This window comes from Chitinophaga flava (genome assembly GCF_003308995.1).
GTDB classification, from domain to species: Bacteria; Bacteroidota; Bacteroidia; order Chitinophagales; family Chitinophagaceae; genus Chitinophaga; species Chitinophaga flava.
In genome coordinates, this window is sequence record NZ_QFFJ01000001.1 from 2118257 (window position 1) to 2135077 (window position 16821).

Sequence of the window (16821 nt, forward strand, 5' to 3'; positions counted from 1 at the left end):
ACGATCGATTATCAATTACGAATTACGAATGAATACCGATCGGTGTAATTCGTAATCCGTAATTGATAATTCGTAATTTTTTTATTGTATGTGTACTTCAAAGTATTCCATTACCTGGTTTGCCAACAGTTTCTGGCAGGCACTTTCAGCGATCTGATGTGCTTCTTCCTTGCTGGCGGCTTCAATTTGCAGGGTAATGTGTTTTCCAATCCGTACATCTTGTACCTGGCCCATGCCAAGGTTTTTGAGACCACTCATCACCGCTTTACCTTGCGGGTCCAGTAATTCCTTCAGTGGCATCACATTGATATCTGCAGTAAAAGTCATTGTGCTAAAAATTTGCCGCAAACCTACGGAAAATTATTACTCTCTCAAAGCGAATGTCTTGCAAAGGCGCAAAGATCCACAGCAAGGAAACGGTAAGGTTATCATACAGCAAAGGAGCAGAAACTTTCATTTCTGCTCCTTTGCTGATTCTTGTTAGTGTTTGAAAAATCAGGCGGGCGTTACTTTTGGGGGTATTGCCAGTGAAAGTATCACGTAACAGATAAATATAAACGGAACAGTGGCAAAATTCAGGAATGGCACACTTACCAGTACTAATACTACCAGTAGCAGACGTGTCCAGTTTGCCTTGAGTGATTTCTCTTTGACTTTAAGGCTCAGCATGGGAATCTCAGCCACCATCAGGTAACAGAGCACTGCAATAATGGCGTACAATACCCATATGTTCTGCAGCCAGTGAGCCAGGTTGTAGGGATTGTACAGCACGATCATCGGGAAAGAAGCCACCAGCAAGCCTACTGCCGGAGTGGGCACCCCAATGAAATTTTCGGTCTGCCGGGTATCCAGGTTAAACTTGGCCAGGCGGTATGCAGCGAAACAGGGTACCAGCAAGGCCGGGGCCAGGTTGACCATAGACACTTCGAAAGCGTCCGGCAACTGATAATAGGCGCTGCGCAACAGTCGGTACAGCATCATACCGGGTACCACCCCGAAAGTAACTGCATCAGCCAGAGAGTCGAGCTCCTTGCCCATCGGTGACTGTACGCGCAACAGGCGGGCTACCAGCCCGTCGAAGAAGTCGAATATGGCTGCCAGTACTACCAGTGCAGAAGCCCAGTAAATAGGCTCGGGATTGGTCACCGTATAGTCGTTACCGTTAAGATCGACATGATATTCCGGTGCATGCAACACACAAATGATGGCCAGTGCACCGCAAAAAAGGTTACATAGGGTAATAATGTTAGGAAGTTGTCGCATTCAGATGGCTTGAGATATAAAACTACGAAATGATGAATCATCAGGCAAGTGTCTGATGATTCATCATTCGTTTTATTTTTTCTGGTAATTATTTCATCAGCGCTTCGATCTCGTCGGCGGTGATAGGAATATTCTTCATCAGGTCCACATTACCGCTGGCCGTGAGCCAGATATTGTTTTCGATACGGATACCCATTTGTTCTTCTTCGATATAAATACCAGGTTCGATGGTCATAACAGCACCTTCGGGGATAGGCTTGTGGAAAGACGGTCCCAGGTCATGTACATCCACACCGAGGTGGTGAGAGATACCATGGTAGAGGTATTTACGGTAAGCAGGTGTTTCCGGGTCCTGATTTTTGATATCTGCTTCGGTGAGCAAGCCCAGTTTGATAAATTCCTTACCGGCTTCTTCGCCTACCATTTCGTGGTATTTAGCGATGGTGATACCCGGACGGAGTATGCTTTTAGCGTAGTTGTGCAGGTGCAGGCAGGCATCATAAACCTGGCGCTGGCGGGCAGTGAACTTACCATTCACCGGCACGGTACGGGTGAGGTCGGCATTGTAGCCACCATATTCAGCACCGAAGTCCATCAGTATCAGCTCGCCATCTTTACACTCCTGGTTGTTGGAGATATAATGCAGGGTACGAGCACGGTCACCGGAGGCGATGATAGAGCCGTAAGCCTCACCAGCAGAGCGGTTGCGGAGGAATTCGTGCAGGATCTCGGCATGAATTTCATGTTCCCACACACCAGGCTTGATAAATTTCAGCAGGCGGCGGAAAGCTTTTTCTGTGATATCCATGGCTTCCTGCATCACTTTTACCTCTTCAGCTGTTTTAACGGCACGCAGTTCTTTAAAGATCTGTGCCGCGCGCAGATAATTGTGCAGCGGGTAGCGCACTTTCATCTCCTGGGCATAACGGTAATCTTTTACCGGTACCAGGTTTGCTTTGCGGTTATTTTCGTTGGAATTCAGGTAGATATTGGAGGCATCGTTGATCCATTGCTGGAGCAGGGCGTCGAGGCTGTCGAGCCATACTACAGTAGAGATGCCGGAAACAGCAAAAGCTTCGTCTTTACGGAGGCGGTGTCCATCCCACTTTTCCTTCAGCTCGTTAGGACGTACCAGTACCAGTACTTCCCGGTATTTCGGGTCCGGGTTGTCTGGAAACAATACGATCATGGTTTCTTCCTGATCTATGCCTGTAAGCCAGTACAGATCGGAGTTTTGTTTGAACTTATACAACGCATCGCCGTTAGTAGGCAATTCATCATTAGAGTTAATAATGGCTATTGACTGTGGCTGCATTTTGGCCACGAAACGCGCGCGGTTATTGACAAACAGCTGCGAATCCAAGGGCAAATTCTTCATATCGTCTATATTTCAAATGAGGCTCCAAACCTAGGGCAAAATTTTGTGATTTCATGAATCCTGCAGGGGATAAATTTAAATTCAGCAAAACCTGTTAAAAAGCTGGCAAAACCTGTTAAAAACTGATACTCTCTTACAATTACTTAATGTTATATTAACACATCGGGCTTTTGAAATACTGCAAGGAAATGCGAGCAAATTGAAAAAATCGCAACAATTACGGCTGGTACCACGCCTCTTATCTAAATTTTAATGGTACAACACCGATAAAATTTGACAATATCAAAAAATGCCTAGTTTTGCTTTTACACCAAAACAATCTTGCTTTTTATGCAAATGAGTAGCGTAAGGAACCCTGTTGCTGACTTACGGGAACTGGGCATAGAGAATGTGTCGAATGTATACTATCAACTTGCACCAGAAAAACTGGTAGAGCAGACAATCGCCAGAAAACAGGGCGTATTGTCCGACACAGGAGCGCTGGCCGTTAACACGGGCCAATTCACCGGAAGATCTCCCAAAGACAAGTTTATTGTCAAAGACACTATCACTGCCGACACTGTCAACTGGAACGATTTTAATATCCCTGTATCTCCAGAAGTTTTTGACCGTTTATACACAAAAATCACTGCTTATTTTACTGGTAAAGATGTTTGGGTGCGCGACTGTTATGCCTGTGCAGACGAAGATTACCGTGTAAACATTAAAGTGGTTACTGAACTTCCCTGGTCAAATCTGTTTGCCTATAATATGTTCCTTCGTCCCAACGAAGACGAACTGGACTACATACACACCGACTGGACCGTTATCCAGGCGCCCGGCTTCCTGGCAGATCCTGCCGTGGATGGCACACGCCAGGCTAACTTCTCCATGGTGAGCTTTTCCCGCAAAATGATCATTATCGGTGGCAGTGCTTATACCGGTGAAATCAAAAAAGGTATTTTCACCATTCTCAACTATGTGCTGCCACACGATAAAAAGGTTTTGAGCATGCACTGCTCCGCCAACCAGGGTGCAGAAGGCGACACCGCCGTTTTCTTTGGTTTGAGCGGTACCGGTAAAACTACCCTCAGCGCAGATCCTTCCCGTAAACTCATCGGTGACGATGAACACGGCTGGACCGCCACCGGCGTATTTAACTTCGAAGGCGGTTGTTATGCTAAATGTATCGACCTCTCTGAAGAAAAAGAGCCACAGATATTCCGTGCGGTACGTCCGGGTGCCCTGCTGGAGAACATTCAGTTTTTCCCAGGCACTAACAAGGTGAACTACACCGATTGTACTATCACCGAGAATACCCGTGTATCTTATCCGCTGTCTTACATCGACAATGCACTGGAACCTTCTGTAGGAGGTATTCCTAAAAACATATTCTTCCTGACCTGCGACGCCTATGGCGTATTACCGCCTGTTTCCAGGCTGACACCCGGTCAGGCTATGTACCAGTTCATTTCCGGCTACACCGCTAAAGTAGCTGGTACAGAAGCTGGCGTTACAGAGCCTAAATCTACCTTCAGCGCCTGCTTCGGTGCTCCGTTTATCCCGCTGCATCCTGCACAGTATGCACAGATGCTCGGTGAAAAGATGCGTGAGCACAAGGTAAATGTATGGCTGATCAACACCGGCTGGACCGGCGGCGCCTATGGCACCGGCAGCCGTATCAAACTGGCCTACACCCGCGCCATGATCTCTGCCGCCCTCAAAGGCGAGCTGGACAACGCCACCTTCCATCAACATCCTGTATTCGGTTTTGCCATCCCATCAGCCTGCCCCGGCGTTCCGGACAACATCCTGGACCCACGCAATACCTGGGAAGACAAAGCAGCCTATGACGAAAAAGCGAAAGATCTGGCCAACCAGTTCATCCGCAACTTCGAAAAATATGCTGCCGCCGCAGAAGCCGAAATACTCGCAGCCGCACCAAAAATCTGATTTTATACTTGTGATCTGAAATCTTCCTGCTACTGATAACAGCAGCAGGAAGATTTGTATGTAGTTTTGCCTTATAATTTCCACTATCGCGCATTCTGACGGGCGCAATGCCCGAGCAAAACAAGCGCTCCCTAACGCTTGTTTTGCTGAATGCCAGCGAAAAACCACCACTTCGTTTCCCCGTTTAACCTGTAATTACACACTCTCCGGAAATTCAATTATTTCCCCAATTCCCCATTTTCATTACCTTTGCACATGCAAATTTTAGACGGTAAACTAGTTTCTGAGGCTATTAAAGCCCAATTAGCCGCTCAGGTGGCTGAATTAAAGGCTGCTGGTAAAAAAGTACCTCATCTCGCGGCGATCCTGGTTGGCAACAACCCTGCCAGTGAAACATATGTGGCATCAAAAGTCAAATCCTGCGCAGAATGCGGTTACAACTCCACCCTGCTCCGCTTTGACGAACAGATCTCCGAAAAACACCTGCTGGACCAGATTATCCTGCTCAATGAAAACGCAGATGTAGACGGTATCCTGGTACAGCTGCCGCTGCCTAAGCATATCAACGAAGAACTGGTGATCAACACCATCGATCCCAGCAAAGACGTAGATGGCTTCCATCCGATGAACGTAGGTAAAATGGTAAGCGGTTTACCGGCTTTCATTCCTGCCACTCCTTATGGTATCATGCTGATGCTGGAACACTATAACATTCCAACCAAAGGCAAACATGCCGTGGTAATAGGTCGCAGCCATATCGTAGGTACACCTGTCAGCATACTGCTGAGCCGTAATACCTACCCTGGCAACTGCACCGTTACCCTTACCCACTCCCAGACACAAAACCTGCCCGAAATCTGCCGCCAGGCCGATATCATCATCGCCGCCATCGGTAAACCGGACTTCGTGACCGCCGACATGGTAAAAGAAGGAGCTGTAGTAGTGGACGTAGGTATCAACCGTGTTGCTGACGCATCTAAAAAGAGCGGTTTCCGCCTCAAAGGAGATGTTAAATTTGATGAAGTAGCACCTAAATGCAGCTTTATCACGCCTGTGCCCGGTGGTGTAGGTCCTATGACCATCGCCGCATTGCTGAAAAATACCTATCATGCCAACATCGGCCTGAAAGGAAGTATGAACTAAAAAGTTCCGCAAAAACCGGAACTTTGTGCCGTAGATCATGTCTGTATTAACAACAACAACGAATATTAAAACCACCACCCTGCCGGTGATGGAAAGCTTCTATACCCTCCAGGGAGAAGGCTTTCATCAGGGCAGGGCTGCTTACTTTATAAGACTGGGCGGCTGCGACGTAGGCTGCCACTGGTGCGACGTAAAAGACAGTTGGGACGCTTCCAGGCACCCACAACGTGAAGTAGCCGATATCGTGGAAGAAGCTGCTGCCCACCCGGGCCGCATCGCTGTCATCACCGGCGGCGAACCACTCCTGCACAACCTCGACGCACTCACCAAAGCCCTGCACAAAAAAGGCTTCCATACCCACATGGAAACATCCGGTTCCTCCCCCCTCAGCGGCAGTTGGGACTGGATCACCCTGTCTCCCAAAAAATTCAAAGCCCCCCTGCCGGAAATCTGTAAGGTAGCCCACGAACTGAAAGTGGTTATCTTCAACAAATCCGACTTCGCCTGGGCTGAGAAATATGCTGCCCTCGTTGGCAAAGACTGCAGACTCTATCTGCAGACAGAATGGGAACGCGGTGCTGAAATGACTCCGCTCATCGTAGATTATATCAAGGACCATCCCGAATGGACCCTGTCTTTGCAGAGCCATAAATATATTCACGTCCCATAAACGGTGATGAATGCTGATACGGCTGATGTTCCTGATAAGCGAAGACAAAAGCGGATATTGACGAAACACGAAAAGAATAAAGCGAAGAAGCTACTGATCTGAACCAGTAGCTTCTTCGCTTTATTCTTTCGTTTATCAGGAGCATCAGCAGTTATCACGCTAATCATCGTTCGCTTTTATCATTTATCTTCGTCATTGCTGATATCTCCGCTCATCAGAAGCATCAGTATTCATCAAACTAATCACAATTCCATGAAACCTTCTTTGTTATTATCCGGCTGTCTACTATTCCTCGGGCTGCAATTACAGGCCCAGGTAGTCACCTACGAAACAGCACCTAAGAAAGCCAAAGCTATTTTTGACAAAGCGATAGAAGCAGTACGCCTGTACAAAAGCAAGGAGGCCGTGGGCCTCTTGCAGGAAGCGCTGAAAGCCGCACCAGGCTTTACAGATGCGTATGGACAGATGGGGCTTTGTTATGTAGAACTGAAAGACTATGCTGCTGCGGCCGCTACTTTCGGGAAACTGAAACAGCTGGATAGCAGCGGGCTGCGCCCGGTGATGGTCCCCTATTCCCGCGCACTGGCCGGTACCGGCGATTTTCAGGGTGCCCTGCAGGTGATCAATCAATACCTCGCCAATACCAAAACAAAAAATGCCAACGCAGAAAAACTGAAAGCCAATTATACTTTCGCTGTCAGCCAGAAACAACAGGTCCCCTTTCATCCTGAAAACCTCGGTGATCATATCAACAGCAAAGACCCGGAGTATTTTCCATCTCTTACCATAGACAGTAAAACGCTTATATATACCCGTCGTGTGAATGGTAGGAACGAAGATTTTTATATCACACACCGGGATTCCACTGGTTGGCAACCCGCACAGAACATGGGCGAACCTGTGAACAGCTCCTTCAACGAAGGCGCTCAGAACATCTCCCAGGATGGCACCATGCTCGTTTTCACCGGCTGCGAATTCCCCGAAGGCAAAGGCAGCTGCGATATCTATTATTCCATGAAAACGCCTAATGGATGGAGTGCGCCTCAAAACATAGGCGCTCCCATTAACACCCGCGACTGGGAATCACAGCCCAGCCTCACAGCGGATAAACAAACGCTTTATTTTGCCCGGGAAACATCCGACAACGGCGCTGATATATTTACCAGCCACCGCCTGGAAAACGGCCGCTGGAGCGTACCTGAACGACTGGGTCCCAATATCAACACCAGCGGCAGGGAAACTACTCCCTTCATCCACGCCGACGGCCAGACACTTTACTTTGCCTCCAACGGTCATCCCGGATATGGCGGCCTCGACATCTTCTATTCCCGCCGCCAGCCTGATGGTAGCTGGGGACCAGCCATCAACCTGGGCTATCCTATCAACACCATCGATGAAGATGCCTCCCTCGTAGTGGAAGCCAACGGCAAAACAGCCTATTTCGCCTCCGACCGCTCCGACACCCGCGGCGGTCTCGATATCTACAGCTTTGAGCTGTACCCCGAAGCCAGACCACTGCAAACACTTTACGTGAAAGGTTTTGTGTACGACACCACCACTCATCAAAGACTCACCGCTAATATAGACGTGATCGACCTGCAGGGCGGTTACCCGATAGCAGCCGTAAAAACGGATGAAAACGGCGACTTCCTTGCTCCCCTACCCGTAGGCAAGGATTACGCCTTCCATGTCAATAAAAAGGGGTATCTCTTTTATTCAGATAACTTCTCCCTGAAAGATCATCATCCAGGCGTACCCTTTGAAAAGAATATCCCATTACAACCATTGGCAGCCAATGCCAGCATCATCCTGCATAATATCTTCTTCCAGAGCAAACAGTATAACCTGGAACCGGCGTCCGTCACCGAACTGGATAAGCTGGTGAAATTGCTGCAGGATAACCCATCCGTCAAAATTGAAATTGCAGGCCATACCGATAACGTGGGCAGCGATAAAGATAACCTGGTGCTGTCTTCCAACAGAGCCAAGGCTGTCGTTAAATATCTGACCGATAAAGGTATCAACATCAGCAGGCTTACTTTCAAAGGTTATGGTGAGTCACAGCCTATCGCAACCAACGATACCGAAGAAGGCCGTGCTGCCAACAGAAGAACCGTATTCCGCATCGTCAGCATCAACTAGCACAATATTCTCACAAAACACAAAAGGAGCGAAGACCTGTTGATCTTCGCTCCTTTTGCATTTTAATATAATAGCTGTGCTTAGTAATTTTTCAACCGCGTTTTCATCACGCTGTCTTTTTGCTGTGGTGTAAGTTTGTACTGGAAGTTGTACAAAGCGCCTTCCCAGTCGCCATACATCGGATTGGGTAACACGATAAAGCGGCTTCCAAAGCTGGATGCGGACTTGAGGGCTTCTGCATTTCTTTCGTTGTAAGGTTTTTTATCAAAGCGTTCAGCGAAGTCGCTGAGGTTATCTCCAAACAGGAGTACAATATCGTACTGCTGTAACACTTGCTGGCGGCGGGGTTCCTTGCCTGAACCGGCTGTCTTCAGCAACAGGTGCTGATCGTCGGCATCCGGGAAACCGTAACGCTGCAGGTTTTTAAGGGTGGCAGTCCTTTCTGCTTCCAGCCTGTTGGTAATATAAAATACTTTTACGCCTTTGGAGGCAGCATATTTAAAGAAGGAAGGTGCACCTGGCACTGTATCCGCGATCGCTTTGGCGGTCCATTCCATCCAGCTTTTTTCGTCATATCCTTTGCCTTCGAGGGCCTGGTGTACAGAGTAAGGACTGTTGTCCAGCACGGTTTCATCGATATCTGTAACAACGGCCAGTGGTTTATTATGTGGCTGCGCCAGATATTGATCGAGGCGCCAGGCAGCCAGCTGATAGGCTTGCAGACAGAGCGCCTTGTACTCGCCGGATTGTTGTTGCCAGAGAGCGGCCCAGGCCTGGCCGTAAGGTATCAGTTGAGTAGCAGATGTTGTTTGTGTTGTTGTGGATGTTTGTACCGGCCTTGTTGTTTTGCAGGCCAGCATTCCCAGTAGCAATGCGCCAGCCCATACCCTTTTCATCATCATAAAATTTGCTGTTGTTTGACACGCAAAAATAATCTCTTCTTCCAACATAAGTGCTGATGGAAAATCGTAATTTAAATGGAAATATGTTTGTTATGCCCCAGGAATTGATGTACCAGATTGCATTAACCCGTATTCCTTTAATTGGCGATGTGATTATCAGAAAGCTGCTGGAGACTTTCGGTACCGCCGGTAATATTTTCAAAGCTAAAAAACAGGAGCTGGAACGCATAGAAACTGTAGGCAGCGTAAGAGCCAATGCCATCCGCGGTTTCAGGGACTTTGATGCAGTAGAGAAAGAGATGATTTTTATAGAGAAATACCGGATACGACCCTTGTTCTGTACAGATCCTGATTATCCGCAGCGCCTGCAGTATTGTTATGACGGCCCTGTCATGCTATATTATAAAGGCAGCGCCTCTCTGAATGCGGGGCGTATCGTCAGTGTAGTGGGTACAAGACGGCCTTCAGCTTATGGTAAAAAAATATGCCGGCAACTGACAGAAGAGCTGGCGGCAGCACAGATAACGCTGGTGAGCGGTCTCGCCTATGGTATTGATATACTGGCCCATCAAACGGCTTTACAGGCGGGTATACCCACTATCGGGGTGCTGGCGCATGGACTGGATCGTATTTACCCGGCAGCCCATAAACAAACCGCTACCGCCATGATAGAACAAGGCGGACTGTTGACCGACTTTATGAGTGGACAACTACCCGACAAACAAAATTTCCCAAAGCGTAACCGAATTGTGGCAGGTCTCTGCGATGCTACTATTGTAGTAGAGAGCGGGCTTCAGGGTGGTTCACTGATTACGGCAGACCTCGCGACAGGCTACAACCGGGATGTATTCTGTATTCCGGGGCAGGTAGATGATCCGCATGCGGCGGGCTGTAATCATCTTATAAAAGATAATAAAGCCATGCTGATCACAGGAGCCACCGATATATTGAAGATGATGGGCTGGGAAAACAGCGCCAGGCGGGCTGTTCCGCTACAGCGGGAATTGTTTTTACAATTATCAGACAATGAACAACAGATACTGCAACTTTTTCAGGATAAGCCGCAACGGCACCTGGAAGAGCTGTACCTGCATACCGGCCTTTCGGGCAGCCAAGTGGCAACAGCAGTGTTTAACCTGGAAATGCAAAGTTTACTCAAAAGCTTACCGGGACAGCGTTACGAGCTGGTACAATGAGTGATGAACCGTGGGCAATAACGTAATATTAACAGAGAATACGGCATCATCCGTTGGTGAATATTTTATTTATTGCCAAAATAGAGCTACATTTGCGTGCAATTATTTTTATAACTGATTAATAATTGCATCATGCCTGCGGGAAAATCTAAACCCAAATTTGTAGCTGACGGACTTACATTTGACGATGTTCTCCTTGTGCCGGCCTACAGCGAAATACATCCGAAAGACGTAAATATCTCAACGCAACTGACAAAAACCATCCGCCTGAACATGCCAATGGTATCAGCCGCTATGGACACTGTTACAGAGGCCAATCTGGCTATTGCGCTGGCGAGAGAAGGCGGTATAGGTATTCTCCACAAAAACATGAGCATTGAAAGGCAAGCCGAAATGGTAAGAAGGGTGAAGCGTAGTGAAAGCGGTCTGATCATGGACCCTGTTACGCTGAAGCCAGACGCTACCATCGGACAAGCGCTGAAACTCATGAAAGAAAACGGCATTGGTGGTATTCCTATTATCGACGACAGCAACAAGCTGGTTGGTATTCTCACCAACAGAGATCTTCGTTTTGAGAAAAACAAGAAACGCCTCGTTTCTGAAGTGATGACCAGCGAAAAGCTGATCACTGCACCGGAAGGTACCGACCTTAAGAAAGCGGAGAAAATCCTCCAGCAATATAAAATTGAGAAGCTGCCGGTTGTTAACAAACAGGGCAAACTGGTAGGATTGATCACTTACCGTGATATTCTTCAGCTGACCAGCTATCCTAACGCTGTTAAAGATGAGTTTGGCCGTTTGCTGGTAGGTGCTGCACTGGGTATCACTCCTGATGTGCTGGACCGTGCTCAGGCACTCATCAATGTAGGTGTTGACGTAGTTTGTCTGGACAGCTCTCATGGTCACTCTATCGCGGTGATCAATACACTGAAAAAATTAAAGAAAACCTTCCCTAAACTGCAGGTGATCGCCGGTAACGTAGCTACCGCCGAAGGTGCACTGGCACTGGCACAGGCAGGCGCCGACGCTGTTAAAGTAGGTGTAGGGCCAGGTTCTATCTGTACTACCCGTATCGTAACCGGTGCTGGTTTCCCTCAGCTGTCTGCTATTCTGGATGCAGCTGAAGCACTGAAAAAAATGGGTATTCCTGTCATTGCAGATGGTGGTATCCGTTACACCGGTGACATGGTAAAAGCACTGGCTGCCGGCGCAACTTGTATCATGGCTGGTTCTATCTTCGCTGGTGTGGAAGAAAGCCCCGGAGAGACCATCATCTACGAAGGCCGTAAATTTAAATCCTACCGTGGTATGGGCTCTATCGAAGCCATGCAGGAAGGTAGTAAAGACCGTTACTTCCAGGATGAAGATGATATCAAAAAGCTGGTACCGGAAGGTATCGTAGGACGTGTACCTTACAAAGGTTACCTGTCTGAAGTGATCCAGCAATTTGTAGGTGGCTTGCGTGCAGGTATGGGCCTCACCGGTTCCAAAGACGTGAAAACTTTGCAAGGAGCGCAGTTCGTGAAAATCACCGCTGCCACTGTGAAAGAAAACCACCCACACGATGTAGTGATCACCAAAGAAGCTCCTAACTACAGCAGATAGTCACAATTTTTAAATTTGAAAATTTAGAAATTTAGAAATTATAAAAGCGAAGACCGAAGCAGAAATACTTGCTTCGGTCTTCGCTTTTATAATTCGTAATTGCTAATTTACTTAGTGTCCCACCATACGCGATCTGCGCTGGTAGCGCTCTGATCGGGCTGAGGATTGGCCAGTACTTCATTGGAAGGATAAGGCCATCTTCTGGGGATGTAGTTTACGAACGCATTCTGTGGCAACTGTAACTGCGGGAAACCGGTACGTCTCCAGTCATTGTAGGTTTCAATAGACAGGAAGTTGGCCACATATTTTTCATAAATAATCTGTTGCAATGCGTTAGCTGCGGTGAGTACCGGCCTGCTGTTGATATAAGCCTGTGCAGCAGCCGGAGCGACTTTCAGCATATCCATATGTGCCTGGATCGCGGCCTGGAAAACAGGTGTGGCAGCAGTGGCACCGGATTTAATGAAAGTAGCTTCTGCCTTGATAAACAGTGCTTCACTGTAAGTAGCGAGATACAGCGGAGAAGCAGCGTCTGCATAGAAAGAATTTACCAGTGATAAAACAGTCGGGTCAGGAAGCGGAGTGGAACCAGGAACACGGCCGCTATAACCGCCATCAGCATCTTTTGTAGCGATGATGGGTAGCCTGGGATCGCTGTTGCCCTGCAGGAAGTCTATGAAAGTTTTAGACATTACTACGCCACCAGCGCCGGGTTCTGTATTCTTAAACCAGGGGCTTTCTGCCTGTGCAGTACCGGGATACGTCATAGCTGCGTTGTCGCTGTTATCTGCAAATGCGTTGGCAATGGCTGTTAAAGCACTGTCGGCCTGCAGAGAAGCAGTGCGACCAGGTGCTTTGGTGAGTCGCAGATAGTAGCGGGCTTTCAGCATGTAGGCCAGTTTTTTCCATTTGTTCATACTGCCCTGATAGATATAATCATCTGAACCAGGAGCCACCGCACTTTTAGGCTGGCTGGCATAATAAATAGCGCTGTCCAGCATGATCTGCAGCTGCTGATAAACAGACTCCTGGCTGTCATATTTAGGATTGGAGATGGCAGGCAGCTTCATCGCTTCGCTGTATGGCACATTATTCCATAAGTCGGTAGCAATAGCCAGGTTGTAGGCATACAGTGTTTTACCGATGGCCATGTATTCATTGTGGCCGGCGGCTTTCGCCTGTTGCATCATCAACCGCAGGTTGTTGAGGATATTGGGATAAATGTAAAAAGTCCAGGTATTGTCCACATCCACCGGAAAAATGCGATAAGTTTCTTCATCCGGCGAAGGCTGATTGAGAGACAACTGCTGCATCCAGTAAGCAGCATTGGTTCCATTGAATCCGCCTACTACCGATGTAGAGGTGGTGACCTCTACGGGAGACAGGATCAATTTTTCCGATACCTGCATCGGATGGTTGGGATCATCGTTGACGTCCAGGTATTTTTTACAGCCGCTACCCAATAGCACCGTGCTTAAAAATATGGTGGCTATATATAATCTTTTCATGATAATTTACTTTTTAATACTACTAAAAGGTTGCTTTTAAACCGATGATTATGGTATGGTTGGATGGCGCCATAAAGTTGGCAAAACCTTGTCCGTTACCACTACCATTAAGACTTACTTCAGGATCTGAACCCGTATAGTTTTTATGCAGGATGAAGTTGGTGCCGGTAACATTCAGCGCCAGTGATTTAAAAGGTGTGCCTTTCAGGAATGCACCGAAATTATAGGCCAGGGATACCTGTCTTAATTTCAGGAAAGAGCCGTCTTCGATGGAGCTTTCATCCACAGAAGAATAAAGATTGGTGTAATAGTCCTGTGTCAGCGCAACCGGAGTAGTATTCTGTTTTCCGGTACTTTCTATGATACCAGGGAATATAGTGGTAGTACCACGGTTTTCGGTAACCTTAGGTGTACCATAGAAAAGCAGGTAGTGGTTGTCGAGGTTGAGGATATCTCCACCATGTTTGTGGTCCAGCACAAAGGAGAAAGTCAGTGCTTTCCAGGTGAAGGTACTGGTGATACCGCCCAGCCATTTGGGTGTTACATAACCGATAGGAGCGGTATTATCAGCCAGTTGCGGATAACCATCGTCGCCCAGCAGCAGCTGACCGGCATCATTACGTTTGAAGTGAGAACCCATGATCACACCATAAGGCTGTCCGGCAAAAGCATAGATACCTGGTGTAGTGAAACCGGCCAGGAAAATGCTGTTCAGACCAGGTGCCAGACGGGTAACACTGTTATTGATTTTCGTATAGTTGACACCGATATCCCATGTCATGTTTTTGGTTTTTATCGGTGTGATGTTCAGCACTACTTCCACACCTTTGTTACGCATATCGCCGGCATTGAGGCTGGCTGAAGAGTAGCCGGTAGAGCCGGAAATCGGGGAAGTAGTGAGCAGGTCCAGACTCTTTTTATCGAAGTAGCTCACTTCGAGGCCGGCCCTGTTCTGGAAGAATTTGGTTTCCAGACCAATTTCAAACTCTTTCACACTTTCGTTTTTGAGCGGATAAGCATAGGTAGTTGACTGCAGATAACCATTTTGTCCACCAAAGGGGAAATTGACATTACCTACAGAAGCTTTCACATATGGGGTGGTCAGCGAGTAAGGACCCACGTTGTCGTTACCTACTGCAGAATAAGACAGTCTCAATTTACCGAAGTTGAATATTTTGCTGGAAGCAAGGCCCAGTGGTTCTGTGAAGATAAAGCCACCGCTTATAGATCCGTAGGGATAGAACTGTTTATCTTTAGACAATACGGAAGTTCCGTCGTAACGACCGGTCATGGCCAGTGTCAGCATTTTTTTCCACTCCACGTTAGCCTGTGCATAAAAACCTACTTTTCTGCTTTTATAGAGATAGTAGGAAGAACTGACATTGCTCGTATTGGAGATATTATATAAGCCGGGAACAGACAATCCCACACCTTCTACATAGTTATTGTTGTTGTAGTTGGAGAGGATGTTATTACCTACGATCACGTCTGTGGTCCAGTCACCAAAGGTTTTTCTGGCTTGTACGATCAGATCATGGTTGAACTGCTGGTATTGTATGTCTCTTTTATACAGTCTGCCATCTACGGATTTAGAGCCGATGATACCCATATTTTCATGATAATCGGTATTGTTTACATACATATCGGCACCGAATCTTTCGGTGATGGTGAGCCAGGAGAGCGGAGAATAAGACAGGTTGATCACCGGAATGATACGGTTGGTACGATCGCGCAGTCCGGTATTGTCTACGAGCCAGTAAGGGTTGTTACGGGCAGCGCGGTATACCTGCTGACTTCCATCTGGTTTGGTAGTAGGGAAAGGATTCCAGGAGATGGGCGCAGCGTATACCGTCCACAGCGGACTGGCGAGGCTGTTACCTTCCAGGAGGCGGTGGTTGTCTGAGTTGATATAGTTGAACTGAGTAGTGAGACGCAGATTTTTAGTGAGTTCCACACTGTATTTGGCAAACAGGGAATGGCGGGAATAATCGGTGTTAGGCATAGTACCATCAGTCTTTATATAAGAATAAGACACCAGGTAATTGGACCGATCTGTATAACCGCTGACAGACACGTTGTTGTCTTTTGTATGTCCTGTTTTGAAGAAGTCTTTCTGGTTGTTTCTCTTGGGAACGGGCACACCGTTTACTTTCAGCGTATCCATGAGTGGTCCCCAGGAGGCAGAGCCTTGTTTACCATTATTACCGTCTACATATTTACCACCGGTACCTTGTGCATATTTATCCTGAAACTGAGGCAGGATGGGGTTTTCGAAGGAGTAGCTGGAGCTTACTGACACGGTAGGTCTGCCGGATTTGGCGCCCATACCGTTTTTGGTGGTGATGATCACAGCACCTTTGGCAGCGGCAGATCCGTAGAGGGCGGTAGCAGCAGCACCTTTCAATACGTTGATGCTTTCAATGATGTTAGGGTCGATGTCAGCAGCACGGTTGGAAGTACCGCCACCACTGAGGGAGCCATCCGGGTTGCCGGCTTCCTGGTTGTCCATGGGGATACCATCGATGACCATGAGCGCCTGATTTTCGCCGGTGAGAGAGCTGTTGCCGCGGATCACGATCCTGGCGGAGCTGCCGGGCATACCGCTGGAGTTGGTGATTTGTACACCGGCGACTTTACCGGACAATGCATTGACCAGGTTGTTTTGTTTGGCTTCCACGATGGAGGCACCTTTCACTTCCTGGGTGGCATAGGTGAGTGTACGTTTATCTCTTTTAATACCCAATGCAGTTACCACCAGTTCGTTGAGAGACTGGTTGCTTCCCTGTAACTTAATAACAAGCGGGGTACCGCTGGCATCTGTGGTGACTGTCTGGTTGGCATATCCTACAAAGGAGAACAGGAGTGTGGCTCCTGATGGTGCTTCCAGCTTAAAGGCGCCGTCGGCCCCGGATACAGTTCCTTTGGAAGAACCTTTGATAACAATGTTCACCCCTGGTAAAGTCGTACCATCTCTGGCGTCGGTTACTTTACCTGTAATAGTTCGTGTTTGGGCATAAGCATGTAGCATACTGAAGGCCACGAACAGCCAAAGGATTAATCCTTTCTTCATGAGCAATTTAGA

General features: G+C 47.8%; 12 protein-coding genes. 6 read left to right on the top strand and 6 right to left on the bottom strand.

Annotation, left to right across the window (positions count from 1 at the left end):
* Nucleotides 1-81: 81 nt before the first annotated feature.
* From purS to DF182_RS08485, 3 genes are all read right to left on the bottom strand, one after another.
* A complete protein-coding gene (gene purS, locus DF182_RS08475) occupies nucleotides 82-327 on the bottom strand; it encodes a phosphoribosylformylglycinamidine synthase subunit PurS (RefSeq protein ID WP_113615206.1) in 246 nt (81 codons plus the stop codon).
* Nucleotides 328-495: 168 nt separating this feature from the next.
* Nucleotides 496-1263, bottom strand: coding sequence for a CDP-alcohol phosphatidyltransferase family protein (locus tag DF182_RS08480; RefSeq protein WP_113615207.1), 768 nt, complete (start codon nucleotides 1261-1263; stop codon nucleotides 496-498).
* An 88-nt stretch (nucleotides 1264-1351) separates the two neighbouring features.
* Entirely contained in the window at nucleotides 1352-2641 is a 1290-nt protein-coding gene (locus tag DF182_RS08485; protein WP_113615208.1) for an aminopeptidase P N-terminal domain-containing protein, read from the bottom strand.
* A gap of 330 nt (nucleotides 2642-2971) precedes the next feature.
* Here DF182_RS08485 and pckA point away from each other — a divergent pair, with 330 nt between their 5' ends.
* The 4 genes from pckA to DF182_RS08505 all read left to right on the top strand — a co-directional run bounded on the left by pckA (nucleotide 2972) and on the right by DF182_RS08505 (nucleotide 8528).
* On the top strand, nucleotides 2972-4573 hold the full coding sequence (pckA, locus tag DF182_RS08490; RefSeq protein ID WP_113615209.1) for a phosphoenolpyruvate carboxykinase (ATP): 1602 nt from the start codon (nucleotides 2972-2974) through the stop codon (nucleotides 4571-4573).
* A gap of 255 nt (nucleotides 4574-4828) precedes the next feature.
* Nucleotides 4829-5716 carry a bifunctional methylenetetrahydrofolate dehydrogenase/methenyltetrahydrofolate cyclohydrolase FolD gene (gene folD / locus DF182_RS08495; protein WP_113615210.1) on the top strand — a complete coding sequence of 296 codons (888 nt, stop codon included), beginning with the start codon at nucleotides 4829-4831 and terminating at the stop codon, nucleotides 5714-5716.
* Between the two features lie 37 nt (nucleotides 5717-5753).
* Nucleotides 5754-6386, top strand: a complete 633-nt coding sequence (locus DF182_RS08500) for a 7-carboxy-7-deazaguanine synthase QueE (RefSeq protein WP_245957393.1) — start codon at nucleotides 5754-5756, stop codon at nucleotides 6384-6386.
* Nucleotides 6387-6638: 252 nt separating this feature from the next.
* Nucleotides 6639-8528, top strand: a complete 1890-nt coding sequence (locus DF182_RS08505; RefSeq protein WP_113615211.1) for an OmpA family protein — start codon at nucleotides 6639-6641, stop codon at nucleotides 8526-8528.
* Between the two features lie 80 nt (nucleotides 8529-8608).
* Here DF182_RS08505 and DF182_RS08510 read toward each other — a convergent pair whose 3' ends face one another.
* Nucleotides 8609-9430: a 5'-nucleotidase, lipoprotein e(P4) family gene (locus DF182_RS08510; RefSeq protein WP_211327082.1), complete on the bottom strand. Its 822-nt coding sequence runs from the start codon at nucleotides 9428-9430 to the stop codon at nucleotides 8609-8611.
* Nucleotides 9431-9522: 92 nt separating this feature from the next.
* Between DF182_RS08510 and dprA the strand changes: the two genes are divergently transcribed.
* Both dprA and guaB read left to right on the top strand, forming a co-directional pair.
* Nucleotides 9523-10626 carry a DNA-processing protein DprA gene (gene dprA, locus DF182_RS08515; protein ID WP_113616822.1) on the top strand — a complete coding sequence of 368 codons (1104 nt, stop codon included), beginning with the start codon at nucleotides 9523-9525 and terminating at the stop codon, nucleotides 10624-10626.
* A gap of 132 nt (nucleotides 10627-10758) precedes the next feature.
* Nucleotides 10759-12231 carry an IMP dehydrogenase gene (gene guaB, locus DF182_RS08520; protein ID WP_113615212.1) on the top strand — a complete coding sequence of 491 codons (1473 nt, stop codon included), beginning with the start codon at nucleotides 10759-10761 and terminating at the stop codon, nucleotides 12229-12231.
* 107 nt (nucleotides 12232-12338) lie between these two features.
* Here guaB and DF182_RS08525 read toward each other — a convergent pair whose 3' ends face one another.
* Nucleotides 12339-13739 (bottom strand): SusD/RagB family nutrient-binding outer membrane lipoprotein, encoded by a 1401-nt coding sequence (locus tag DF182_RS08525; RefSeq protein WP_113615213.1) that lies wholly within the window; start codon nucleotides 13737-13739, stop codon nucleotides 12339-12341.
* A gap of 22 nt (nucleotides 13740-13761) precedes the next feature.
* Nucleotides 13762-16809, bottom strand: coding sequence for a SusC/RagA family TonB-linked outer membrane protein (locus DF182_RS08530; RefSeq protein ID WP_113615214.1), 3048 nt, complete (start codon nucleotides 16807-16809; stop codon nucleotides 13762-13764).
* Between the last annotated feature and the right edge of the window lie 12 nt (nucleotides 16810-16821).